Below are 26,996 nucleotides of genomic sequence, written 5' to 3'. Positions count from 1 at the left end.
CAATGAGTCAGCTCACAACGCACTCAACATTACATAGCCGCATGTGTTGCTTTGTAGATTGGATCGCACCAGATCCTGATAAAAAAGAAGATAACACATCACAAGCCGATACACTCACCGAGCGGGTGAAAAAAAATGCCAAAGATGATGGCGTAACAGTAGTAAGCACCCCTTGTGGCGGATCGGATGCCAAAGGGACGGGCTTGCGCAGGCATTATATGGGCCATTCGGAAGTAGATGGTTATGATATTGATATACCGATGGTGATTAAACCCGAAGATGCCGATGGCAAAAAGCTGGACGAATTACTAACCAAGTTTGAGCGATACGTCCGGAAATCTTACCCAAATTCAACCATTAATATCACTAACAGTTCTGTTAATCTAATATTATCAAATGAACTGGCATTTGATGTGGTGCCGATGCAGGCTACCAGTAAGATAGATGAGCAGATATTGATCAAAAAAAATGGTGACAGATTAAAAACTTCAGTGCAAAAACATTGTGAGTTTACCACCGGCAGGACTAAAATAAGCAAGGCATCACCCGGCCGTGTTAAATATAACGAATGCGTACGACTGATGAAATGGTGGAAGGAGTTTCAGGCAGATAATTCTTACTACCTAGACTATGATGCTTCTTCGGGGACCGATAACCGTCCACCGACAGCACTTATTGACTGGCTCACCGCATATGCCTTTGACAAGTTGGGTGTAGAGAAAACCTATGCAGAAACCTTGGCAAGGTGGTTCAGTTACCTCGCTAACATTGTAAGAAATCAAAAGCCAGTTTATTTTACGGATTACTATACGACACCTGATATTTCTGGCATGACCGGCTGGGTTGTCTTGGATCCAGTAAATAGCGGCAATAATATAACAGCTAAGTGGGACAAGAATAAGCTTAACGAGTTTGCTACGTGGTTTGAAAATGCCCGCGATAGTTGGAACAGGATCATCCGCTATAACATAGACGGCGAGGATCAGTTGGCAATGGATGAGTTAGTGAAGTTATTTGGAAACCCTTTTAAAAATCATTGCGAATAAGGAGAGCTTATTATGTCAGATACATACGTTAATAGTGCAACAAATACCTATACAGAGGCGAGGGCGCGTTATGTTATGGGAAAAGTATACGAAGATCTTATTGGCCTTATGACAGCGGATATAATCACCAAAGATTATGCTGATAAAATGCGCAGGGAATTATTGTACTTATTAGATAAAAAGGTACTTAAATCATTTCAACTGCAATTTAAAGACAGTTATGGCAATGAAAAAGGAGGGCTTCACTATGAGGTTCGCGCTGACTCAACAATAGCGGTAGACGATCAGACCGGAGGCATAGATTTCTGGGGACTTGACGGTATCACAGTTAATTTATTTATAAAAAAAGATCCCTACTCGCCAAACCTGGCGGAAGTTAACCGTCAGCTTACAGCTTGGGGTTGGGGAAGTGGCAAGGCATTGACAGGAAGTGCAACTTATGCAAAATCTTACTCAAGCGGCGGTTTTGGCGTTCAGCAATCAATTATAGGAAAATGGTAGATAGTACGATCAGGTTAGCAGAGGGTATTCACCCTAATAAAGAGGCAAAAAAAGATTTTATGTCTTTGGTGGGGATCGACCATCAAAAAAAGGAACTACTTACAACGTTAGAATTATTGCTTGATCAAAGTAAACTAACGGATTGGGAGAAAAAATATCATCATAAAGGATTGCCCATCATGTCTTTATTAAAAACCAGCAATCCGTTAATTATCCTATCGGGGGAGGTTGGTTGTGGCAAAACCGCTTTGGCTCAGTGTGTAGCTACGCCTTTAGCGGAGTTACTCGGCACGCAAGTTAAGGTATTTGAAACGCCTTCTAACATTAGAGGCGGGGGCTTAGTTGGCGAGATCTCAAACCGCATCACCGAGGTATTTGAGTCCGTTAAAGCGAAGTTAAAGGACAACGAATCTGGCTTACTGATTATTGATGAAGCAGACGACATAGCCACCAGCCGCGCCCAAAACCAGGCACATCATGAAGACCGTGCGGGATTGAATGTGCTCATCAAACAAATTGACGCCATTCAAAAGAGCAAAAAGAAATTGGCAGTTATTATGATCACCAACCGTATGACCGTTTTGGACCCAGCTGTACGCAGGAGAACGAGTTTACATTTGGTGTTTGACCGGCCAAATGAAGATACGCTCGAAGAGGTTTTTAATTGGATATTTACAGGTATAGACTTAAATATAACCCAATTAGATGACCTGATAAAGTATTGTTCAGGCCTAAGTATACCGTATAGCTTTTCAGACCTGATCCAAAGAGTGGCCAAGCAGACATTATACCGCTCTGTCGAACTGAAGCAACCATTTAGTGTGCATTTGTACACTGAAATATTAAAATCAACAGAACCAACACCTTTATTGGGTGAACACAAAATCAACTAAAACAACATGGCAAAAGGATATATTATATTAAAACACCAGATCTTTGGTGAGATCACAGATGAGGAAGTACTCGCCTTTTTACCACAGGATGCCGGTATTCCGGTCTATAAGATATTTGATATCAAAAGGGAGATCATCAGTATGGACAGGGTTCACTTGTTGGATAATGTAGAATTCCGCATTTATCAAAAAAACCTGATCGATAATGAAATAAAGCCATATATAACCGCAAATGCGGATCATAAAGTGCTTTATTTTGGTAAAGCTACCATACCTTTAGCATTACACCTGGGATATTGTTTCGGTTCCTGGAACGATGTGGATGTATATTTATTCCACCGTGAACAGATGACTTGGAATTGGCGAAACGATGATGAAAAGCCTCAATTACCGGCGATATCGCACTTCGTTTCTGAAACATTCAAAGCGCCAATAGATGTTGTTTACAAAGTTGAGACTACCTATCTTACGCAAGACTCAGACATGCAGGAGGTGGTTGATGGAGCCAGTAAAATAATTAGCCTGACCTTAGAGCAACCCGGCAAAGACGTATTTAGAAGCCAGGAGCAATTAAAAGCATTTGCGCACCAGTTCTCACAGGGGCTGGATTCAGTGGCGAATTATTTACCGGACACCGATAAAATCCACCTATTCCCTACCGTACCTGTTGGACTAGCATTTTTGATGGGGACGAAGATCAACCCGCTCTTATCTAAGCCAATTGTCACCTATCAGTTCAATGCTAACAGCACGCCTAAAAATGAGCAAGTACTGATCTTACAGGAAACTCCTCAAAGTGAAACCAATATCACTGAAGAGGATGTTAAACTGATCAATGAGATCAAAGCTGAATTTAAAGCTGAACTGGAAAACAAGATCGCCCCGTTCGCGCAGAGCAAAGCGCAGGAAAAAGAACGCCAGACTGAAAAATTCAGTTGGGTGCGGCAGTTATTACCTGCGGGAGATTACAGCGAAATAGAAAAAGGCTTTTGGAAAGCAATGCCTGATCTGGCCGATACGATCATTAAAACATCAACACTGTCATTAGATGTAGATAAAGCAGACGATGGTTTTCACATAAGTGAAAGTGATGTTTGGCAGGTCAATGACCGGTTCATATTTAATATAATGAACAGGCTTGAACGCGATAAATCAAAAATATTAAGAGCATTGCGCTTATTTGTTTTCCATGAGGGGTTGCATATTCATCAAAATTTAACCAATGCCACAGCGAATAACATAGGCCGTTTTCCAAGAGTACTGGAAGAAGCTGACTATGTGGCAGATGTTTGGGCAATGCTTCATGAGTTTGCCTATTCGCAAGCCCACTATAATCAGGATGCAAAAAATGAGAAAGAGTTCTTCCGTCAGTTGATCGATGTGGCAACAAAGACGATGTGGGCATTCGATGACCTCGATCCTAATAAAGATGAGATGCAGGTTAGGCGGGTAAATCGTTATTTGATCTGGTATTGGAATTATATCCAGATAGAGGACCGGTCATGCACAACTTTGCCGCAGATCGTAAATATCCTTGCCAACAAACCTATCATAGAAATAAGGGGGGTGGATATCAGGGCGCAAGCGCAACGTACCATATTCAGGTTGACCGGTTACAAATCAGAAGAGTTGGAGATCGGTTATTTCCAATTGGATGGCCGGATCTTGCGGGCGTCAAATGCTGGCGGATTTCAACTTACTGAGCTTGTTAAAGGTTATCGAGAACGTGATGGCGAAAAAATATCAAAACAACTGAAAGCATTATATCAATTAAACCGTTAAGCATGTTTCGCGTACCATCTACCTTTCAAAATAACGATCAGCTGGATCAATGGCTTAACAAAATAGGTGAAGCACTTGACCTTACAGCTGCACAGTACAAAGCAGTTGAAGACCGTTATACAGCGGTCGCTAATTATCTTGCAGAAACCCCAGGGCTTAAGCTTTATAAGCCCGAGATCAAACCCCAGGGCTCGTTTTTGTTAGGTACGATGATCAAACCAATCATGCAGGATGATGAACTGGATATAGACCTTGTTTGCCGGCTAACCGGCAAACAAGCGTCCTGGACCCAATATCATTTAAAGCAGGCGATCGGTGATGAATTAAAAGCGAATGGAACTTATAAACGGATGCTCGACGAAGAGGGTAACCGTTGCTGGACATTGCTCTATGCAGAGTCTACGAAGTTTCACATGGATATTTTACCTGCTTTAGTAGGACAAGAGCATTATCAGTTAATGGAAAGGTCGTTTTCTGCTTTAGAGAATAGGCAAGTTGATCGGCTGTCCATTAAAATTACCGATAAAAGATTACCCAATCACCGGACGGAGGTGCAACCTGAATTTTGGCCCAAAAGTAACCCTTTCGGGTATGCAGGCTGGTTCAACGAAAGAGCGAGACTGTCGGCAACTAAGTTGATGTCGTTAAGGGAGTCGGTTGAGGCATTACCGGAACATGCTTCCAGGAAGGAGCCGCTGAAACGGATCATACAAATACTCAAACGCCACCGGGATATGACGTATGGAGGTGACGATGATAAACCAATATCTATTATCATCACGACCCTCGCTGCAAAAGCCTATCAAAAGGAAGAGAATATTGTCGCCGCCTTACTCAATATCCTCAATAGGATGGAGTCGTTCATAGAACTTCGTTACAGTGCTATGTACCACAGGGAGATCAAATGGGTGGCCAACCCCGTGAATGACGTTGAAAACTTTGCAGATAAATGGCCAGATGAACCTAATAAGGAAGATAATTTTTATGCTTGGCTTAACAAGGCAAAGGAAGATTTCTCTGTTTTAGCAGGGGGCGATCTAGGTGAGATCGCGCGTGTTTTGAAAGCAGTGATCGGCACGAGTGTCATTAACGAAACGATAGACCCTGATGGAATTGGCCTGCAATTGTCAGAGAACTACTCTGGCAAAAGTTTTGATCGGTCACTATTGCACGTACCCCACCGCGAGCGAGTTCGATGGCCGGAAAATTTGAAATATAGATCGGAAATTCAAGGGAGTTTTAAACAGGGCAAGAAACGTCACACGATACTGGCGAATACCGTTGTGCCCAAAGGGTGCGATATTTATTTTGTCGCGAGCACGAATGTTCCCCGTCCGTTCGATGTATATTGGCAAGTGGTCAATACGGGTCAGGAAGCAGCGAATTCAAGTGGTCTCCGTGGTGGTATATATGCCTCCAGAACATTAGGGGTAGGCGGTCTTAACCAAAAAGAATATTCGTCATTCCGGGGGACTCATTGGATAGAATGTTTTATTGTCAAAGAGGGGACTTGTGTTGCAAGGAGTTCGGAGTTTATCGTAAATATCGCTTGATGATCAAAAAGTTTTCAATGTAGAATGTGGACACATATAGATAATAAATTATATAGGGAATTTAAGTTTAGCGACTTTTCGCAAGCTTTTTCCTTTATGACGAGGGTTGCATTGCTTGCAGAGAAAGCTGATCACCACCCAACCTGGAGCAACACCTATGGTCATGTTGAGATCTGGTTATGTTCTCACGATGCAGGCAACACAGTTACTGATAAAGATAGACAGATGGCTGATTTGATTGACCAGTTAGTGCCGCGAGTGGTTTAATTAGGCTATGGGGGCGTTCCCCGGCGCTGCCGGGGCCGGCTTCCGCTGTATCCGCTACGGTGGATGCCGCTGCTTACCCATAAGGCGTGGCGGACTATAGTAATACCGCCTTGCGCGACGCTCGTTTCATCCATTGAATTCGCAAAAGCTGCATTTATTCTTTCAACCAGCTTACCACGCCACAAGCGCATGGCGGACGGTTCCCCTGCTGATGCCTTGCTGCGCTCACCATCCGCCATGCACTTGCTTCTCTTTAAGATAAGATGGGTTAATTGGTATCGTCTTCAGGCTTTCAACCAGCATACTAGCAAGGATCGCCTACCGGCGTACCTTGCTGCCCTTCGGGTGCTCGTTCCGAATTACTTCAAAATGGCAGTTGATAGTTTCAAGCCTGCGAATGAGGCGGTACAGCGAAGCTTCAGTTCCCTTCACATTACTATACCTAAAGGCGGATCATATAAAGGCGGTATCGCTGCGGAGCGCCAGGCTGAGGGGGATCGGTTAGCCGGATCAAATGATATGGATACGGCTATCCGACCATCGCTAAGGGTATCTCGGTCGATGGTCTAACACTACTAACCAAGTTTTTTCGGTTATTTAGGGGTGATGAGTTTAGGCGATCTTTTGAAGACGGACTTTCTAAAGCGTTGATTACGCTGCGCTTTACATTAGTAGCAATCAATAACAGATTACTATTTATTATCAACTCTTGAAATTGTTAGGATTATAACTTTAGTATCATTTAGGTGATTTTCAAGAATTGAATTTAATTTTTAGTGAACTCTAGTTAATTGAATCTGTAGGCTGATTAAAATGGAACACTAGAATGGCACACTAATGGATAACTGCACTAAATTAAATCCGTTGATAATGATACCTACAGCGTTATGTTTAAGATTTAGGGAAAAATAAAGTTGCGAAGAAGGTCAGGTCGGTCAATGCTCTTGTTTTTTCCACAGCAATTACATATTGGGCATTTAAAACGACTAATGTTTCGGATTCAACTTTCATTTAGGGTCGAACAATAATCAAACAAATTATTCCGTTTTTTATTTTATTCGTATATTTACTATATGGCAGTTAAAAAGCATAGAACATCCAATCACGTTACCAGCGACGGGTATTCTTATCTCACTAAACGCTTGCTTGTAAGAAAAGCTAAAAGTGCTGGTGTGACAGCTGCGAATGACGCAATGAACGTTATGGGCTTTGTCGTGACCGTCAAAGACGGGTGGGTTGTGAAGCAATATGCTAACGGCAACATTGAACAGTTACAGGAGATATAAATATCCCATTTGAATGAAGTCTGAGAAACCTGCAACTTCCCAACTTCGCCTCCGTGTTTTTGCAGGTCCGAATGGTTCTGGAAAAAGTACAGTAATTAAGTCTATCCGCGAATCGGAGGCTTCCGGCCGTCAAATCGACGTTGGTGTTTATATTAACGCCGACGATATCGCTAGAGCACTGTCGGAGGACAAGTTTAGCTTTAATGTATATGAACTAGAACCGGCACCAAATAACTTTTTTGACTTTGCCGTTGTTTCGGGCTTGATCAGCGAGCAGTTTACGCTATACCAATTACAAGCTGCTATCAGGTTTGAAAGTAAAATCATCAAATTAGTTGATCGCCGGGCGTTGGACAGAGTTGCCCAACTCATTGCCCGCTTTTTGCGCGAAGCTTTACTAAAAGATCGGCGTCGTTTTTCATTTGAAACGGTTTTTTCACACGAATCGAATTTGGAAATCATGGAGCAAGCTGCTGCGGCTGGGTATAAAGTGTATCTGTATTTTGTATCAACGGAATCACCAGAAATAAACAATTATCGAGTGTTACTACGCAAAACTCAAGGTGGTCATGATGTTCCAGCCGATAAGATCACAAGCCGGTACACATCTTCACTTGGATTGTTATACAGAACTGCACAAATTGCTTACCAGGCTTTCTTTTTCGACAACTCTTTAAATGAAGCACCGTTCAGGCTAATAGGCCATTTTAAAAACGTGGACGGTAATAAAAATTGGGATACTGTCAGTTCGGCTGATCAAACAGCTTGGTTTGAAAAATATTATCTTTCCATCGCACGTGAGAACGGAGATTCCGTTCCACTTGTTGATTAGCCTTGTTTTACAAATAGGTTACAAAACAATCTTTGCGTCTTGTAAGATACTAAGAGTCAACTGTATGCACTCAAAGACCTTCTGATGGGTTAGTCAGGTTGTCCCAAGTAAGTTTAGCTTATAAATTGCTGAAAAACTACAACATTTCAAAAAGAACAACACATCTACTGGAGCTATATTTACGTGTTGTTGCTGTTTAGTTGTAAGATGTAAAATACCTATTTGTTCACGAAAATATTAGGTGTCTTGTCCCAAGGGGAAGAGTGAGTATGTTTTGTGCATTGTTAGGCTTAGTAAACAGGCTTACTATAATTAGATTATTAAAGATAACAGAAAAATTGCTTTGAGAATCCAAGTCCATACCTTGGTTTTGCAATTGCGGCGAAGCATGCCTTAGTTGGGCACACGTAAGCTAAATTATCTGTTAAAGCAAAGCAACGTTTTGACCAGTAGGGGCTATTTTTGATTTACTAAGGGCTGAAGGGTTGCTCGTTTTAAAACGAAAGCGGTATACTGTAACCACTAACTAAAAACAATGGTTACGCAAATATCTAACCTGATCGAAGACATCACTCTTGTACACCTGGAACAGCTGTGGGTAGCGATATCATTTACATTGATTCTAAAGACTGTAATCTTTATCTACAGATCCCTATTCTCAGCAGATCATAAGTTATGAACTCTGCAATAATTTATAAATTATATCAAAATTTCAAGCTACAAATGGCTATCGAACAAAGGCAATATAAAGATGCTGCCTAATCATCAATTAGATCGAGGCTTACAGTATTGCAGTAAGCTTTACTTGCCCATTCTTACTCAAAACGGAATAACTATATCGATGACTGAAAATGGACTCTTATGAAAATGCAGTTGCCTAAAGAGTAAATGGTACCCTTGGAGATGAGTTTGGCTTGGCTGATCAAATGGATGATATCATCGATGCAGATTACAAACAGAACAAAGTATAATTACTTACAACAACCAAAGACCGCACCTGAGTTGCCAAATGCTGACTGTGTTACAAATGTAAAACCAGCATACTGTTAGACTTAAGCTCTTTTGTTGTAATGTTTTTGCAATAATAAAACAGGCACTTATTTCAGGACTACTCACTTTCCAATAAAACGGTCTTTTGTAGTCTGCGCTGCAAAAGACCATTTTATTGTAGATGACTCAGTAACTTTTAAACTTTTTTCTATTGTTCCTCAACTATCTTTACACCCCAAGGAGCTAATATTATTTGCCCGCCATTTTTTACGCTTTGATCTGTGGTTAATTCTTTTCCGTCCTTGTGAATATATGAAAGCGATCTTTCTTGTCCTGAATAATTATAATAAAAGTGTACTTTCCTACCAAAGTCATTGATGCCCTGTTTGGTGATCAACGGGAAGTGAATATTCTGATCAACAGTTTTGATACCCGCACGTTCCATAGCAGCCAAAAGAATCTTTTCCTGCAAAATATCTGAGGGTTTGCATCCTTCATAAACCAATGTGCCTTTCCCGAATTGGTTACTTGTGATGGCCGGATATCTACTGTAGAACGGATGATCATAATAGGCCAACGGTTTTGCAGTTTCCGGTATGATCAGTTCCGCCCAATCCGTTACGCTGTTATCTTTTTCAGCAATAGCGAAAGGATTATTTTTCAACTTAAGATCTTTAATGTTAGCAAATTCTTGGTAATAGAACCCGCATGCCTGACGTAACGGCCCCGGTGCGATCACAGGGCGTACCATGTTGTTCTGATCGGTAAAACCGCTTTTGAACATCATGACCACCTGGCCACCGTCTTTCACATAATCAGACAATGCATTCAATAATGAATCTGACGCCGTATATAAAGGCGGCACAATGATCATCTTGTAATCCTTTAATTTCGGCCTATCTGCAAATACATAATCCACAGCAACGCTGTTGTTGTAAAGCGCACGGTGTAACTGGTCGGTTTGTGAACGGTAAGCATCACTGCCATCTTTATAAGGCATGATATTTAAAGCATGGTTTGAATCATAACTGAAGAGAATCGCAACTTCAGGTTTGATCTTGAGATTGACCAAATGGCTACCGAACTTTTTAAGGTCTTTAGCGGTCGTGGCCATTTCCTTATAGACCCTGTTCGGTTGCAGGTCCTGCGACAAGATTCCTTTCCAGTAAGTCTCCTGCCCGTAATGCAGAGAATGCCAATGCCAGTATGCCACCATATTTGCGCCTGAACCTATGTTCGAATACACATTTAAGCGGAGTTGCCCATCGTATGGGGGATATTGTTCTTTGGAATCCCAGCCAGTTGTTTGGCCGGTCGTTTCAGTGACGATATAATTCTTGTTTTTAACTGAACGTAAATAATCGCCAGCCATCGCGTACTCTGAACCCGTGCATTTATCCTGTACAGGAGGATATTTATTAAGTCCCAATAGGTCCATCGCACGGCTGGTTTGTGGCTTGTCGATCTCCGGGGTGGTCATAAAACAATGCATGACGAACTGGTCCTTGCGTTTATACTCACCCACGATATTGGTTTGCCACGTCAGGTAATCGGCGATCACTTTCATTTTATAACGCTCCCACTCCAGTTTATAGCCCGTATTGGTCACCGACTGGCGGTCCGGGAACTCATCCCAATTATTCAAGGCCATACCCCAATAATTCAAACCCCATATCCTGTTGAGTTCATCGGTCGTCTTGAATTTTTCTTTGATGTAGTTCAGAAAACCCGCCTGAAAACTGGGATTGGCAGCATTGCGGGTAAGGGTCTCATTGTCGACCTGCCAGCCTATGACCGCCGGGTTCTTCGCATAATGCTCTGCTATTTTGCGCACGATGATCTCTGCATATTTCAAAAAGGTGGGATTCGTGAAATCCACGTTCTGGCGTATGCCATAACCTATTTTTCGCCCGTCTGCATACTGTATCAGTATATCCGGGTGTTTTTTCCAAAGCCAGGCAGGAATAGAATAGGTTGGAGTTCCCACGATGACCTTGATACCCGCTTTGTGCAACCTCTCGATGATCCTGTCCATCCAGGCGAACTCAAATTTGCCTTCCTGCGGCTCGAAACCACTCCAGGAAGATTCGGCCAGGCGCACCACAGAGACACCGGCATCCTGCATCAGTTGCACATCTTTTTCTAACCGCTCGGTCGGCATATACTCGTGGTAATAGGAGGCGCCGTAAAGTATATTATCGAATTTAACCTGGGCACTGACCTGACCTGCAAAAAGAAGCGATGCGCCGAGCACTGCACCGTAAATATTGCGGAAAGTAGCATGGAGTAAAAGAGATCGAATTTTCATTTTTTATTTGTCTGAATTGGGTTTTTACTTTTTAAATAATAGAAGTTCATCCAGTACGACACCTTCATCAAGTGCAGTAAGCATGAGAACATGTTTCGAAGTCGGAGTGCATTTGAACTTAAATGTTCTAACAGCCTGGTTTCTTAAGACATTGTTCTTCCATTCTTCACTTTGTTCCTCGGTCTCATAATTAACTTCCTGTGATGTGTGGCCATCCAGGGATAAAGTGAACCGTAAATTTTTACCATTGATGGCATGGGTGGGCAAAAGCCTGACATCTACTTCTATAGCATCTGCATTCGAAAGAGTGAATATAAATTTCAGCGGTTCATTTTTGATGACTAAGGCCGCTTTACCCGTATAACCGAGTCCGGCGACTTTTTTTACACTTTTTGCAGAGGCATCACTTGCTGTCCAGCGATATAATGGCTGGGCCTTGCTCAGCATTTTTGAACTGTCTGTAGAACGGGCTAAAGGTTCAAATACAGGAAGTTTACGGGGGCGGTGATCCATCATGCCATGCCATTTCCCGCCAACGAGGTCATTGTATCTCTGGGTTAGCACCCCTATGCTGTCGTAAGCCTTTTCGCTCAGTTGCCATTCTGCTTTACCATGTCTGGCCAACTGGCCATTCAACATCTTAAAGTTCATTTGTGCTGCGGCCTCAACCGGATAAGCGATCAGTTCAAAAAAGGCATTCTTTCTGTCGGGGCCGATCTTAGCTGAGACCTTCTCTACACTTTTGGAGAGCTGCTCATATTCGATCATGCGGCTGCGTATCTCTCCCTCGGTCCAAGGCAGGTCGCTGACCATTGCCTTTGCTGCATCGTAGGTTCTTGAGTTACCCAGGTACTCCGGTTTACAGATCAGTGCGAGACGATAATGTTCCTGCATGATGCGGCCTAGTTCCTGTGCATTTTGCTGGCCGAACTCACGGGTTAAAAAGTTACGAAGATGAGATGGTATATCTTTTACAGCGCCGATGTTCCAGGCCATGTCCAAAAACAATTCGGTCTGGTATTCGATCGGTTTTATATCACCTACATTCGCGATCCATATTTTCTGTACACCTTTTTCATAGGCCATTTTCATTTGCTGGAGTTCCAAGGCCGGATCTGCTGTACCTAACCACAAATAGTCATGTGGCCTTCCCCAATAAGAAAGGTGGTAGTAAACGCCATTCCCGCCTGGCCTGGCCTTTTCTGCCTGATCGGGAAAATGACGAATGTAGCCGTAGTTATCATCCGGCCAAACCAATGTAACATGTGCAGGGACCGCAAGGCCTGAACGGTAAACGTCCAGAACCTCTTTGTAAGGCACGAATATTTGCGGCACTTTTGCCGGGTCTTTGGAAATGTACTGTTCGATTAAATTTTGTTGCTGGGGGATGATCTGTGAAAGCTGCTCTTTATATTCAGCGTTGTTCTTTACGCCTTCCATTTGCCCATCATGTTTACCACGCATGCCGATGGTAAATATATTCTCGCTTCCTTTAAGTTCTTTTAAACGATCTGCCCAGTAACTGATCACCGCATCCTTATTGGTCACATAATTATACCGCCCCGTTCCGGCCGCGTCCCATTCACTGGCACTGTTCCGCATCATGGGTTCACAATGCGAAGTGCCTAATATGATCCCATATTTGTCAGCAGCCTCTTTGGTGCCATCTACGAAATAAAAAGGCACGGTCACCTCATGCATAGCTGGCCAGATCGTATTGGCACGGAGCCGTAACAGCAATTCGAAGATGCGGGCGTATGTTTTGGGGCCGATCACGCTTTTTTCTTTTAAACTCGCCGCTTCTATCCCGTCCTTAAGCTTTCCTTCTGGTTCGTAGTTCTTACTGCTCCAGGGCAGTAGTCCCCAGTCCTCATCATTCAAAAAGATACCGCGGTATTGTACCGTAGGTGACCGGATGATCGTTTGTACGGGTGGTGTGAAACTGATTTTCTTCGACGGCGTTGCATCTGCCCACCACTCCCAGGGCGATACACCTAACATTCGGGAGATCTCTAATAAACCATAGGCTGTACCGCGGCTGTCGCTCCCGATAACAACCAGTTTATACTTGTTCTTTTCCTTGAACGCTTTGATCATATAGGTTTCCCACTTACCTTTTATCCCGTTAGTTTCTATGACGTGAGAGTCGGTAAGGCGGGAAATCTTGTCGCTTACCCCTAAAGTACCTGCGATGATCTCAGCGCCGCTGCCGGTGCTTTTAGACAAACTTGAGCCGAAAACCGACCTGAAGTCTTTTTGCAAAATTTCAGTTGCGGTTTGAACGACAGGGTTTTCATTTTCAGAGACCAGGATCGACGCATTTCGTCCTGCCTTGAACAAAGGGGATTGAGCTTGCGCATTGAATATTGTAATGAATATGACAAGTAAAAGTATCTTATATCTCATAATTTGGTACTGTCTTTTCCAACGGTTGTGCTTTTCAACTGACTTTAATTACTATTCTGGTGAATTCAATTTGGCATAGAAGCCTTTACCTTTCATCCAATACACCAGGTTGTTACGGTTAAGTTCGGCATACGCACGATACGCTGACGCACGGGAAACATTCAATGTGCGGTGAATATAATAGACGGATGGTAACGGCCGTTCGATGTCGAAATCCTGCTTTTCGATGAACTTCTGTAAATGTGTAGCCAGTTGCAGGTAAATATCTTCAGGAGAAGCAAAGTTGATGTAGAACTGCCTGATCGCCGTGACCTGTTGGTCGTAGTACTTATCTGAATTTCGATGGTTCATATTATCCCGTTTTTACTTGACTTATCCTTACCCAACTATTTTTTTGTTTCCACTATGGCCACCGGACCGAAAAGGCCGGATGGTTGAAGCGTATCGTTTTTGTTCTCTATACTGATCCTGGAGCGTACTCTACGATCTTTTAACGGAAGCTCACGATCTCCGAGCAAGCGGTTTCGCCAGGTATTGATCACCTCCACTTGCAAACTATTCTTACCTTTAACGAGTACGCCTGTTAGGTTTAGGCGGTAGGGGTAGGTCCAAACACCTCCTACATACTTCCCGTTCACTTTTACTTTGGCAGTTGCAGAGACCTTACCCAAGTCGATGTAGTAATTGCTTTTTTCCTTGATCTGAGAAAGAATAAAGGTGGTATTGTAGATGGCAGTGCCTGAGTAATGGCGAACACGCTCATCATCCGACATGCTCCAATCTTGTAGCTTAGACATAAACACCGGCTCATTAGGCCCTCTTTTGATACTATCATGTTCAAAGCCAACTCGCCATGTGCCGTTGAGCGCATTCGTTGATATGGGTTCCGGGTAGTTTAATGAAAGACCGCCACCTTTACCAACCCCCGCTATATTGAATATGATAAAGGCACTGCCATTGGCAGCTAATTTTAATGGCACGGTCTCGTGCCCATTGCTTTTTTCATAGGCCGGCAAACGCCTTGTTTCGCCGCTCAGTGCATCCCATAACTCTGGTTGCAATCCATTCACCCGAAATGTAGCTTCAAAATTGACAGGTTTACCCGTTAGATTGGCTAAAAAATAGATCTCTTTGCCATTAAGTGTACGATGGGTGTACGCTATCGCATTGTTGTTGGTGATGAGGTCGGCTGTAATTTTTTGTTCTTTAAATATCTCTTGCAAGCTCGTTCTTGAATACACCTTGCCTTTACCGTAGGCATGGGCATTTATGTTAGAGCTTGTCCATAATTTCGAGGCTAGGTCCCTGATGTTCTGGTCGCCCTGCGGATAATTCTGTAAACTCGGCGACCTGCTAGGCGGCGACCCTAAAACGATGCCCCCATCACTAACCAGTTTTTCGATCTTTTGTAGCACCTCAAGACGCATCGTTTCCTGTGGCGGTAACACCAGTACCCTGTAACTTGTGCCGTTCGGTAGAATGAACCGGCCATTTTTAACCTGAAGGTCTCGTGTAATGACCTCGGCATTGATGTAGTCGTAATTATATCCTTTTGGCAATTCGGGTTCTAACACCCCCCTCATGATGGGATTGTCCTCACCAATGTAATAAGCGACATCAGCCACATTCCTGCCCTGTTGAAGCATATAGTTACAGCGACGGTGATATAATGTGAACAGGTCCATATGCTTGAACCATGTGTTTTTACGGTTGAATTCTGTCCCGAACCAGGCATCAACGCCGGGATACACATCTTCGTAAGCTTGCTGAATATACAGGTGCAGTACTGTGCTGTTGATGCCTTGGGTAAATGCCTGGTCACCCAGGCTTTTGAGTTCCTGCGGATAAGTGCTGTATTCAAAACTTTTGGCCCACGAGCCGCTGGTAAATGATTCTGCCCATACCTTGTTCTTGCCATAAATATGTGCGGTCGATGCAGCGCCACGATTCTCAAAACGCCGGTCGCTGATCGGTTCTACCCAGTATTCACCCGCCACCTCATCGGATTGGCCCCCATATTGGAGAAATTCGCCTGGATAACCGGAATGCCCGTAATTTTCCAGCCATGTCCTCAACCCGTTCCGGTGGCTGATCTCCCGCATCCCGCCGATATAGTCATAGGAAAGCTTGTCAGCTACCAGTCGCCTTACATCCCATAAAAAACGATCTGAGATTGCCGGGCTGCTGATCATGTGGCCACTGTAAACAGGCAAGTATGGCGTTGCGTCATAACCGTAACGCTTTTTAAAATCAACCAGAAAACTATCAGTAAAGTTGGTGCCTCCACGTTCGTAACTATCCATGACGACCATTTTTAGTGTTCTGCGGTCGTTCGCAGGTACTCGTTTCAATATTTCTCCAATGAATGCATTGAAGTGCATTTGAATATTTTGCCTGCTCAGCTTGTCTACTTCCAAACCTTCGGCTTCGAAAGATGCAGGACCGTTCATTACATTAATGAATCGCATACCGGTACGGATGATCACCCATTCACCTTTCGGCACATTCCAATCCAAATTTCCCTTGGCATCCATGTTCTTTGAGATATCAAGCACATCCTGAGCAGCAGGCAAGGCCACATCCGCTGTTGATAGGGCTTCTGTTTTTTGTGCCGATCCGGTCCACCAGGGCGAACTTCCCACCACTTTTGCCAGTTTTTTTTCAAGCAGGTCTTTGATGACGGGGGTAGGACTTAGTACCAGCTTACTGATCCGGCTGTTTCCGCCGCCATATTGATGAAAGACCAAACGGAATGATCTTGCCGTCAGGTTGCCTAATGGCAAAAAGCAAGGTGAATAAGGCTCGAAACCCTTAGCGAGATCTTCAACCGCGCGAGAGCGGTTCAATTCCGCTTTTTTCACACTTTGGTATCCGGTATCTACTTTGACCTGCACATCGACAGTTGCGTTAAGCATTTCAAATGGATAGATACTTAAACTTCTTACGGTTTCTGTTTTAGGAAGCTCAATATTTAGAAAGGATTCTTTTTCTTTTAATACATAATGTGCCTGGGCCTCATTTGCAGAGGAGATGATCTCCAGTTTCTCAGCTTTGATCTTGGTGCCTGGATGCTCTATCAGATTTTGTCGGTAGTTTGACGGTACCCTCATTGCCAGAACTTTCACGTCCTGAAAAAAAGTGTCTGTCTTTGCCAGTTGTTTTTGAAGCCTTAAAGGTCCTTTGACGCGAAGCTCGGTCGCATCAAGATAACGCATGGCTTGGTTGGGTTTTACCCATGGCCCACCAGATTGGCTCCAGCCGGGACAATTGAATAGACCGACCTCGATATCTAACGCGGTCGCGGTCTTCAAAGCAACATGTACGATGTCCCACCATTCTTTAGAGAACACCTTTACATTGCCGAACCATTTGCCGGTCGTATCTCTCGACCAATCCGTTCGGTTACGTATGTTAGTACCTATAAACACCCTGGTGATCCCTGCCTCTTTCATAGCGTACAGGTCTTTGATCACGCCATCTTTTGAAATGTGATTATTCAACCAATAATAGAATGTGGTTACTCTGACGCTATCGGGCGGATGAATGAACCCCTTACGGATGTTTTCCATCTCATCTGCCGGATAGAGTTTAAATCCTGCCAGAACACTTAAAGCGGCGATCAAAAGCCAAATGTATTTTCTGCTCATTTGATTAAATTCAATAGAGGGTTTTCTATTTGATTACAAAGTCGCTTCCGTTAACGATCATTTTTTCCGTGGTGATATTAGGATATTTACCGGTAATTAAGGTGGGCGCGATTGCTTTGGCGGTAACATTCTTAAAGGATATGTCAGATATCCTGTCATCGGGGTTACCCTTAATGTCACCGATCCTGTTGCACTCGACCTGAATATTAGTAAAACTGATGTTTCGAACGGTACCGAAAGGTTTTTCTGTGCGGCCTGCCAAATCGTAGAACTGCGTCCACGGAGCTAATGCTAATAGTATCCCGCACTTTCCTGTGATCCCTTCGATGCTTATATTTTCATAAATCTGATAGGTATCAGGCCGCATCTTGATGCGCAAAATGGAGGTCTTATTATCCATTTTGCAGTTACGCATAGTAATGTTCCTTACATGGATCGCTTCGCTTCCCAGTGTCAACGAACCATGCGACTCACCAAAAGTGCAACCTTCGATCAGCACATCCTCTACTATCCCGTTTTGTGGTAACAGGTGGGCCTCTATTCCCTTTCCGCCTTTGATTGCGATAGCATCGTCGTTAACGGATATATAACAGTTTCGGATCACTACTTTACTACAAACGTCGAGGTCTATACCGTCTGTGCTTGGCGCAGGGATAGGGGCGTATGGGGAACGTATATCGCAGCCGTCGACAAGTACATTTTTACACTGATAAAGATGGGTGGTCCAGAAACCAGCATTTCTGAACTTTGTATTCTGAATGGTCACTTTGTTACATCCCCACAAAAATATGAGCCGCGGCCGGTGTACCTCCAGGTTCGTCCATGGCTTCTTAGCTTTATTCATAGTATCGCGGTGCTCCCAAAATGCTTTCCAGAATTTAGTGCCGTTACCGTTGATACTGCCGGGACCATTGATGCTAAAATCATCCACGAAATATGCGTTGATCAATGCAGCATAATACAATTGGTTTTGTCCTTCCATACGTGAAGGAAGCAAAGGGTAATCACGGATCTCATCTGAGCCTTTTAGAACTGCACCCTCCTGAAGGATGAGCTTGGTTTTGGGCTTGAAGAACAATGCTCCGGTCAAATAGGTTCCTTTAGAAAAAACGATATTCCCACCGCCTTCCGCCGCAGCTTTATCGATCACTTTTTGAATAGCATTGGTAAGTACTACCGTGCTATCGGCATTCACGCCGTATTTGGTCACTAAATAGTCCTGCGCAATCGATCTGTAAGAAATAATGATAAAGCAGAACAGGAATATTGAGTTTTTCATAGGTGTGATCTTTTTTATTGGGTTTTTCAAACGTTGGCCATAGGAAACAGCATTAAGCTTTATTTATTGATCATAACTGTAAAAAAATGGTGCATACGGCTTGGCGACCTGCTTTATATCTCCAAATATGGTTTTAAGCGTTCTGGGCCAGGTCTCTGCGGTGAATGGAATAACGTAAAAGCTTCCACTGATCGGCTTCCCATTATTAAAAGAATAGAGATCAGTAGGCCAGTTATATTTATTGAAATGACCAGAGACCGAAGAATTGTGACTGACCACCAGGCCATTATCCGTGCGTTCCACTGTGATATCTGCACTATCAGCGACCAATGCAAAACCAGAACCTTTTTTGTCCGAAAAGATGGCACAGCTTACTTTCTGCCGGTTACCTGGAAAATAGAGATCATTACTGTTCAAATGAAAAATACCAAATTCGCTTAAACGGTCCTTTCCCGGATAGGCTGGGTATGGTCCTTTTCCTACCCACCGAAATTCGGTAAGTGAAGCTGGGATCAGGAATGATAATCCGGTTTGTGTTGCTTCTTCTTTGGCATCTGCCGCCAGGTGATATTTCACTTTGATATTTCCGCTATCGGATAAACTGTAAGAAATATCGCCCGCGAGTACCCTGTCCTTAGGCGATTCCGGCTTAAACTTATAATTTACATCGATTAGGTTTGCGCCGAAATTTTTGATCTGCGTTTCTGGTTTAGTAAGAATGAACGGGTCCCAAACGTTGTGGACAACTTTAGGGTTAGCTTTTTTTCTTGCCGCAATTTCAGAGACCGTTGCTTTACGACCTACCCTGGCAAATGGCCCATCTAAGATCATGGTTTCCCCTGCGCTGTTCTTGATCTGAAAATTACCTGTTGCCTTATCGAATCCGAAGCGATAATTCCCCGAGATGATCTCATTACCGCTAACCGAGTTGGTCTTGATCTTTCCCGGTTCGATACGTTCAACCAACGACTTACCACTGATCACTTTTAATGGGAATACCTTCTCATAGACCTGAAAGTGGTTTTTGTCTAAGATCTTCAGCTTCAGATAAAAATAGCTTGCTGTCGAACCTGGGGGTAGGAATGTACCAATGGATGCAGTGGTCGTTTGATGTGGGGTACAGGAAAGGCGCAATATCCCTGATCTTATCACTGTTGAGTCTGCAAATATTTGCCACTCGCATTGGGTTGCGGACAAATTGGTAAAATCATAGCGATTCTCGATCCTGAGTTTGTAAGTAGCTTTGCCTGCCTGATATTTTAAAGTATCATCCAGAATCTTTACCGGTGTGTATACTTTTCTAACCTGGTAATAGTCAACCTGAGGCACCCTGTTGGCATAAACTATTCCGTCTGCACCTTCATTGGTAGATGTATCGAAGATCGAATCGCGGGTCGGCCACACATAAAATGTGAACTCATTCTTGTTAAAAGGTTTGGGCGATCTTCGTAGCAGGCCCTGGTCGAAGAAAGCCCAAACAGCACCTCCCACCATATGTTTATCGGGATACATCGTTTCATGTACAGCTTCCATCGAGTTAAAATCCAGTCCCAGCGCATGAGCATATTCACCTGAGATCATAGGCCGGTCAAGCTTAGGTGCAAAACGTTTCAGATCATCCTTGGTAGGATAATGATCGTTCAGCATGTCTATGGAATCGGGTATAGCTTTGAGCATATCCTCAAAAACATCTGGAGTTTGAGGAAAACTATACGGGCGGGTGTTATCTGATCGTTTGATATACTTACCGGTTTTAAGGCCGATCTCGGTGATCGGGTTCTCATTTCCCGAGGTCCAAATAATCACGCTGGGATGGTTCTTGTCCCGTGCGATCGTGCTCTTCGCTCTTTGCAACAAAATGGGTAAATAGCTGGTATCTTTAAGGTGCTGCTCACCGAATCCATAAGGGATCTCATCCATGACATAGAACCCCAATGAATCGCATAATTCAAGGAAGGGATACGCTGGTGGATAATGCGAGGTGCGGATAAAGTTGATATTTGCTTTCCTCATTAGGTTAAGATCGTTGACCATTTCTATTTTGGAGATCGCACGGCCGTTCACCGGCGAAAGGTCATGGTGATTTGCGCCTTTTAGCTTAATAGGTGCCCCATTCAGTTTTAAGACTCCATCCGCCCAACTTAGTTCACGTATGCCAACCCGTTCTTGATATTCTTGTATCAGGCCCGCCTTCTTTCTTACAGCGATCTGAATAGTATATAGGTATGGTGATTCCGCTGACCACAAACGAGCCCCGGTTACCGCTATTCTCCCTTTATAAGATAAAACAGCAGCATCTTTGGGGTTAGCCTCAGCTTGAAGATCGACAGATTTAATGGTTCTACCAGATGCATCGGTTAGCTTACCGGTCAGTTTCAGATCTTTAGGAAATGGTAAGTTACCGGCTTTTTCGACCAATGCCTGAACCTCAACCGCTGTCCCCGCACTTACCGCCGTTTTGATCACTACATCCCGCAGGTGAACCTTTGGTAAACTAAAAACTGTTACATTTCTGCTGATGCCGGATATAGACCAATCATCATTGGTATCGAACTCATAACCCTTAGGTTGAGTGATCACCTTCACCGCCAACTGGTTGACACCGATGGTGGCGAACTCAGATATATCAAAAACATTACGATTGTATGCGCTTGCAAATTTTCCTGCAAATTTTCCATTGACCCATATCGAATAACCAAATTCGACACCATCTAATGCTATAAAGGTCGGGTTACCTTTCCAGTCAGTTGGAACTTTAAAGGTCGTCCGATAAAGTCCCATTCCCTTCTTAAGGTTCCTGGCATAGAATGGCTCTGCAAAGCCTTGAAGTTCCCAGTTGCCTGGCACTTTTATACTCGCCCAATCTTTTATGTCGAATTGAGGCTCATAAAATAAAGTGTCGGAACCCATCCTTTCTCCCTGTAGGTATTTAAATTTCCACTTTCCGTTCAGGGATAATACCTGATGATGATCCTGGGAAGTAGGTATCAGGATCTGACCGAACAATGCATTGGTGCAAAAGATCAGAAATGTTGTACTGAGTATTAATAGATTTTTAAAGGACATGTCTCATGGTCAGTTTAAAGCCAAAGTTCAATTGGATCGTATCGGTCAACAGAAAAGCCTGCCAATAAAGTGATCTTTTGCAGAGATCTTATTGGCAGGCTGGGCTGGTGTTAATACCCTGGATTTTGCGGAAATTTAGGGCCTACCGTAACCAGATCGATCTGGCGTTGAGGTATCGGCCTTAAAACCATAAAATCCTGAATATTAGCTCCGGCTGTCGGGTTGAGCGCTTTAACACGACGGACCAAAGATTGTGTACGAACAAGGTCATACCAGCGTAGCGATTCGCCGAAAAGCTCACGTGAACGTTCGTCTAAAATAAAATCGATCCCCGCAGATTGTAGTTGTCCTGCTGTTACTTGTAGCGCAGCAGCAGCCCCGGCTGGGGCCGGGGCTGCTGTGATAGGACGTGCTACCGCTCGGGTACGTAGAACATTGAGCATATTTGCTTCCGTGGTATAATCGCCTAATTTAAAGGCCGCTTCTGCTGCGATCAGATATAGTTCTGAAAAACGCAGCAAAACGATAGGCCTGATAGAGGCATCATTAACAGCAGGTCTACCCGGATTATCAAACTTTTTCACTGATGGATACATGATCGTAGTCCAAGCATTCTTATTAACGCCTGTTGCAGCGGCAGCCACCGAAGGACGCAAAAAGATTACGCCTTTAAAAGCTGCTCTCTTTGTAGCACCCGGATCATACGGCGGTACCCATATCGCTGTATCGACCCCGATTGTTAATGTGCCGCGCGGCGTCACTGACGCATTGTTGGCGATCCATGCAGTTTGGAAAGTGTTCCAATAACGAAAATCATTTGTTTTATCTGCAAAAAGTACAGATTCCACCCAGTCTGGGTTCGGTCTTACACGTTGAAACGGGCGACCGTTAGTGAGGTCCCTTGTCACCAAAGTAGCACCGCTATTGGTTGGATAATTAACAACGATCGAAGGATAGTTCGGTCTGAAGTAAAAAGCCAATCCATTATAATTTACCGGCGTTGCTGCATTCAGGCTATATTCACCATACTTTGGATCAGTATTATGTTCTACAGAAAAAAGGTCTTCTCTATTCGACGCATCGTTCGCTTCAGTATATGCCTGATCGTAAGAGGCATACAGGCCTTTATTATAAGTACCTGCATTATTGATGAGATTTTGCGACGTTGTTAAGGCATTTTGGAAGTCGGTGGGTTGCGCCGCACTGGACCATCCACGCGTCAGATAGACCTTTGAAAGCAAGAACAAAGCGGAAGCCTTGGTTGCTGCATGACCAGCGAAGGCAGAAGAGACAGTCGAAGTTATAGGGTCACCTGCCTTAGTTTGCAGGTCTGTAGACGCCTGTGTCAGGTCCTGAATGATCAGGTTATAGACATCCGCGATCGGAGCCCTGCTGTCACTCAGTGTACTTTCGTTAATATACGTGGTATGCAGTGGGACATCGCCAAAAGTGCGTACAAGTTCGAAATAAAGAAATGCTCTTAAAAATTTAGCTTGTGCCAAATATTGCTTCTGCACAGCTGCATCGGTAAAAGCTGTCTGGCCAAATTGCAGCACACCATTAAGTGTATTGATATCCTGATACGCGTTTTGGAACAACTGTGCGAATGTATTATAAACGTCGGCGTTATTGACAAAATTTGTGTAGTTCATGATGTTAGCCCCGGTAGTAGATGCGCTACCCGCCGTTATGACCTCATCCGTACCACCCTGTAGCGTATAAAAAAAGTTCTCTGAGCCCCATAGAGAGCGAAAGTTTTGGTAAACACCAGTTATACCGCCCTGAACACCAGCTTGTGTGGTGAAGTAGGAAGGGGTGATACTTGCCCTTGGGTTTTGTTCTAAAAGTTTCTTACAGCTGAACTGACCCAATATGCTTGCTGCAATTAGAACGATAAATACTTTATAATAGAGTTTCATTTGAATTATGCTTTAAAAATTAAAAACCTGCGTTTATACCTATCGACCATACACGGGTTTGTGGGATGTACAGGCCAATTGTAAGTGCACGTCCCAGGGCATTTCCAGAAAAGCCCGACGCACCGCTGTCCTGTCCGCCATAGCCGTTACTTTCCGGGTCAAAAGCTAGTCCCTTATTCACCAATGGTGCCCATATCGTGAACGGGTTGTTGACGATAGCAGTAACTTTTAACGACTTAATCGCTCCTTCTTTCAAGATGCTTTTTGGGAAATTGTATCCCAAGCTTATACTTCTCATTTTGATAAATGAGCCATCTCGGTACTGTAAAGTTGATGCATATAGTGGTGCTGCTCCAGCATTTGGCCGCGGAGATTCATTGGTCGGATTTGTTGGCGTCCAATAATCCAGCATGATCTGATTTCCTCTACCAATGTTAAAGAGACCACCGTAAGTTTGAGCAAGATAATTTACCGACACCTTTTGCCCGATACGGCCAAAAGCGACAGCGGTCAGATCAAAACCTTTGTAGCTGAAATGATTGGTCAAGCCAGCGATAAATTTGGGTTGGTAATTTCCTAATATCTGTCTATCACTTGCATCGATCTTGCCGTCACTGTTCACATCCTGCACTTTAATTTGCCCAGGGCGCTGGTTATATCTTGCTGCTTCTGTGGTCTCACTAGTTTGCCAAATACCCAATTTTTTGTAATCATAAATAATATTGAACGGTTGGCCTACGAACCACCCGTTGCCGATGTCCTGCTGTAGGCCGTCGTGCAACGTTGTGATCTCAGACCGCTGGAATGAGATGTTGAAATCAGTATTCCACTGGAAATTTTTGGTGAGGTTTTTAGAGCTTAAAGTGATCTCTAGACCCCGTCCTTTTGAATCACCTGCATTCACGGTCGTAGTTGATGGGCCGATACTCAGCGGCAACGAAAGCACTTGCAAAATATCGTATGTTCTTTGCGTATAAACATCGACCGATCCCGTAAGACGGTTATTAAATAAACCGAAATCGACACCCAAATTGATGTTATTTGTATGCTCGAACTTTAAATTCGGGTTAGGTAATGAAGTAACCAAAACGCCATTTTGCAGATTAGTCCCGAAGTTATATGCTACGGAGGTGAGATTCCCAAGGATCTGGTATGGGCTGATATTCTGATCGGCGGTAACGCCGTATCCAAGTCTGAATTTCAACGAATTCACCCAGGTCACTTTTTTCATGAAATTTTCCTGATCAACATTCCAGCCGAATGCAAATGCGGGATAAGTAAAATATTGGTGACCTGGACCTAGTACTGAAGATCCATCCCGGCGAAGTGTGGCCGTTAAAAGGTACTTGTTATCAAATCCATAAAATGCACGGGCCATGTAAGAGATCAGACCGCGTTCCGCGTACGAAAAATTTGAATTGGTCACATTCGTACTGCTGGTCAGAAATAGGTTGTAGCTTTTCAGATAGTCAGCAGATACACCTATAGCATTTATGCCACTTCCCTGCGTATGATCTTTCTCAGCGCTATACAGACCGGTAAAAGTGAAGTGATGTTTTTGGTTGAAGGTCTTATCGTAGGTAAGTATATTTTCGATAAGCCAAACATAATTTTCACTATTAGATATAGAGGCGGTCGACTGGTCCTGGGTGCTGTTGGTATTTACCACATTGTTAACGGGGTTATAATTATTGCCCTGGCTCTGATTAAATGATAAGCTAGCGTTCAGTCTGTACTTCAGGCCATCAAGAATATTTGCTTCACCATATAGAACGTTATTAGTGGTCAGTCGCCTGTTCACCGCCTGAATAGCCGGATCTCTTAACGTTATCGGGTTTAAGGTCGTTAATTCTCCCAGGGTACCTGTGGCCGGACGAACATTGATACTGCCATCTGCATTGTAAACAGTGTTCAGCGGGCTTAAAGTACTTGCGGTAGCAACCAAATCACCGATGTTGTCGCGGAATGCTAAGCTATTGTTAGAGGTGATACCAACCTTGAAAACTTTACTGATCTTCTGATCGAGGCTGAACAATATACTACCCCTCTTGTAATGTTGCACATATTGAATGCCCTTTTCATCGCGATACCCACCGCTAAGTGAAAATTGAGTATTCTCTGTACCGCCAGATATCCGAAGCTGATTGTCAGTAACATAACCTGGACGCAGGACGGTCGCGATCCAATCGGTATTGGTTCCATTATCGAGGCCAGCCTGCTCAGCTACGGTCCTGGGATATGGTGTAGTTCCGGGGTTTACTGTATTGCCCGCAATGGTCTCTTGTTTAAATGCATCATATTCTTGGGCATCCATCAAGTTATATTTTCCGATGGCCCTTGTGATCCCTGTTGTTGTATTGAAGTTGACCTGTGTACGGCCACTTTTACCGCGCTTGGTAGTGACAAGGATTACACCACCTGATGCCCTTGAACCATAGATAGCGGTGGCAGATGCATCTTTCAAAACTTCGACACTTAAAATGTCATTGGGGTTGATGTCGTTCAGGCTGGCATTAATGAACGGCACGCCGTCCAATACAAATAATGGAGCGTTCGTTGCGTCAGCAGCGCTGTTACTGGTCGCAAATGATCTTTCCCCACGTAACCTGATCTGCCCTGTCGAGCCAGGTGCGTTGCCGGTAGTGGAAATATCCAGGCCAGCGACCCTGCCTTGAAGCTGTCCAACGACATTCGTTTGAGCCGGGACCTGTTGCAAGGTTTCGCTTGATACGGATGTGACTGCACCGGTAACATCTCTCTTACGCTGGGTACCGTAACCTATCACTACTACATCATTCAGATTTTTGGCAGCCGGTTTCAGTGATACGTTCAATGGAGATGAGCCTGTTACTGAAACTTCTTGAGTCTCATACCCGATGTATGAGATGATAAGGATGGAATTTTCAGATACGTCTATGGTAAACACGCCGTTGACGTCTGTTACAGCACCCTGACCGCCACTTTTCACTTTGACCGTTGCGCCAATTACTGGCTGACCCTTCTCATCCGTGATCTTACCGGTTACTTTTTGTTGTTGTGTTTTGAACTCTTCTTTCGCTGGTCGATCTTTTGCGAAGATGATGATCGTTTTGTTTTTGATCGAATACGCGAAAGGTTGGTCAGCCAGACTTGCCTGTAAAGCCGCGTCAAGCGACACATTATTTAGATTTAAAGTGACAGGGCTAGCGTGTTTGATAAGACTTGCATCTGCAAGTAAGTTA

General features: G+C 43.8%; 18 protein-coding genes. 9 read left to right on the top strand and 9 right to left on the bottom strand.

Annotated elements, in window-relative coordinates; genetic code table 11:
• Window positions 1-2 precede the first annotated feature (2 nt).
• From ABDD95_RS19235 to ABDD95_RS19210, 6 genes are read left to right on the top strand one after another with little or no spacing between them, the layout of a single operon-like run.
• A complete protein-coding gene (locus tag ABDD95_RS19235; RefSeq protein ID WP_345948975.1) occupies window positions 3-1,046 on the top strand; it encodes a CBASS oligonucleotide cyclase in 1,044 nt (347 codons plus the stop codon).
• A gap of 12 nt (window positions 1,047-1,058) precedes the next feature.
• Window positions 1,059-1,547: a hypothetical protein gene (locus tag ABDD95_RS19230; protein WP_345948974.1), complete on the top strand. Its 489-nt coding sequence runs from the start codon at window positions 1,059-1,061 to the stop codon at window positions 1,545-1,547.
• Window positions 1,541-2,440: an ATP-binding protein gene (locus ABDD95_RS19225; protein ID WP_345948973.1), complete on the top strand. Its 900-nt coding sequence runs from the start codon at window positions 1,541-1,543 to the stop codon at window positions 2,438-2,440. The genes ABDD95_RS19230 and ABDD95_RS19225 overlap by 7 nt, the downstream gene beginning before the upstream one ends.
• A 6-nt stretch (window positions 2,441-2,446) precedes the next feature.
• Window positions 2,447-4,222 carry an SAVED domain-containing protein gene (locus ABDD95_RS19220; protein WP_345948972.1) on the top strand — a complete coding sequence of 592 codons (1,776 nt, stop codon included), beginning with the start codon at window positions 2,447-2,449 and terminating at the stop codon, window positions 4,220-4,222.
• A 2-nt stretch (window positions 4,223-4,224) separates the two neighbouring features.
• Window positions 4,225-5,775, top strand: a complete 1,551-nt coding sequence (locus tag ABDD95_RS19215; protein WP_345948971.1) for a nucleotidyltransferase — start codon at window positions 4,225-4,227, stop codon at window positions 5,773-5,775.
• A gap of 24 nt (window positions 5,776-5,799) precedes the next feature.
• Window positions 5,800-6,042: a 4a-hydroxytetrahydrobiopterin dehydratase gene (locus ABDD95_RS19210; RefSeq protein ID WP_345948970.1), complete on the top strand. Its 243-nt coding sequence runs from the start codon at window positions 5,800-5,802 to the stop codon at window positions 6,040-6,042.
• Window positions 6,043-6,047: 5 nt separating this feature from the next.
• On the opposite strand, the gene ABDD95_RS19205 is transcribed toward ABDD95_RS19210, so the two are convergent.
• Window positions 6,048-6,281: a hypothetical protein gene (locus tag ABDD95_RS19205; protein WP_345948969.1), complete on the bottom strand. Its 234-nt coding sequence runs from the start codon at window positions 6,279-6,281 to the stop codon at window positions 6,048-6,050.
• Between the two features lie 130 nt (window positions 6,282-6,411).
• On the opposite strand from ABDD95_RS19205, the gene ABDD95_RS19200 reads away from it, so the two are divergent.
• From ABDD95_RS19200 to ABDD95_RS19190, 3 genes are all read left to right on the top strand, one after another.
• Window positions 6,412-6,612 (top strand): hypothetical protein, encoded by a 201-nt coding sequence (locus tag ABDD95_RS19200; protein WP_345948968.1) that lies wholly within the window; start codon window positions 6,412-6,414, stop codon window positions 6,610-6,612.
• A 503-nt stretch (window positions 6,613-7,115) separates the two neighbouring features.
• Window positions 7,116-7,328: a hypothetical protein gene (locus tag ABDD95_RS19195; RefSeq protein ID WP_345948967.1), complete on the top strand. Its 213-nt coding sequence runs from the start codon at window positions 7,116-7,118 to the stop codon at window positions 7,326-7,328.
• A gap of 13 nt (window positions 7,329-7,341) precedes the next feature.
• Window positions 7,342-8,160 carry a hypothetical protein gene (locus ABDD95_RS19190; RefSeq protein WP_345948966.1) on the top strand — a complete coding sequence of 273 codons (819 nt, stop codon included), beginning with the start codon at window positions 7,342-7,344 and terminating at the stop codon, window positions 8,158-8,160.
• Between the two features lie 1,198 nt (window positions 8,161-9,358).
• Here the strand turns inward: ABDD95_RS19190 and ABDD95_RS19185 are convergent.
• From ABDD95_RS19185 to ABDD95_RS19150, 8 genes are all read right to left on the bottom strand, one after another.
• Complete coding sequence (locus ABDD95_RS19185) at window positions 9,359-11,458, bottom strand: beta-galactosidase (protein ID WP_345948965.1); 2,100 nt, start codon at window positions 11,456-11,458, stop codon at window positions 9,359-9,361.
• Window positions 11,459-11,482: 24 nt separating this feature from the next.
• The gene (locus ABDD95_RS19180) at window positions 11,483-13,864 is read right to left on the bottom strand and encodes a glycosyl hydrolase 115 family protein (protein WP_345948964.1); all 2,382 of its coding nucleotides are present in this window, start codon (window positions 13,862-13,864) and stop codon (window positions 11,483-11,485) included.
• A gap of 51 nt (window positions 13,865-13,915) precedes the next feature.
• The gene (locus ABDD95_RS19175; RefSeq protein WP_345948963.1) at window positions 13,916-14,215 is read right to left on the bottom strand and encodes a hypothetical protein; all 300 of its coding nucleotides are present in this window, start codon (window positions 14,213-14,215) and stop codon (window positions 13,916-13,918) included.
• A 35-nt stretch (window positions 14,216-14,250) separates the two neighbouring features.
• A complete protein-coding gene (locus ABDD95_RS19170) occupies window positions 14,251-17,511 on the bottom strand; it encodes a glycosyl hydrolase (RefSeq protein WP_345948962.1) in 3,261 nt (1,086 codons plus the stop codon).
• A 25-nt stretch (window positions 17,512-17,536) separates the two neighbouring features.
• Entirely contained in the window at window positions 17,537-18,790 is a 1,254-nt protein-coding gene (locus ABDD95_RS19165) for a glycosyl hydrolase family 28 protein (RefSeq protein WP_345948961.1), read from the bottom strand.
• A 63-nt stretch (window positions 18,791-18,853) separates the two neighbouring features.
• Entirely contained in the window at window positions 18,854-21,700 is a 2,847-nt protein-coding gene (locus ABDD95_RS19160; RefSeq protein ID WP_345952117.1) for a glycoside hydrolase family 2 TIM barrel-domain containing protein, read from the bottom strand.
• A gap of 266 nt (window positions 21,701-21,966) precedes the next feature.
• Window positions 21,967-23,775 carry a RagB/SusD family nutrient uptake outer membrane protein gene (locus tag ABDD95_RS19155; RefSeq protein ID WP_345948960.1) on the bottom strand — a complete coding sequence of 603 codons (1,809 nt, stop codon included), beginning with the start codon at window positions 23,773-23,775 and terminating at the stop codon, window positions 21,967-21,969.
• Window positions 23,776-23,794: 19 nt separating this feature from the next.
• A complete protein-coding gene (locus tag ABDD95_RS19150; protein ID WP_345948959.1) occupies window positions 23,795-26,932 on the bottom strand; it encodes a TonB-dependent receptor in 3,138 nt (1,045 codons plus the stop codon).
• Between the last annotated feature and the right edge of the window lie 64 nt (window positions 26,933-26,996).

The organism is Mucilaginibacter sp. PAMB04274 (assembly GCF_039634385.2).
Lineage (GTDB): Bacteria > Bacteroidota > Bacteroidia > Sphingobacteriales > Sphingobacteriaceae > Mucilaginibacter.
Note: the sequence above shows the minus strand (reverse complement) of the source record. Positions and strands in the feature narration are given on the sequence as shown.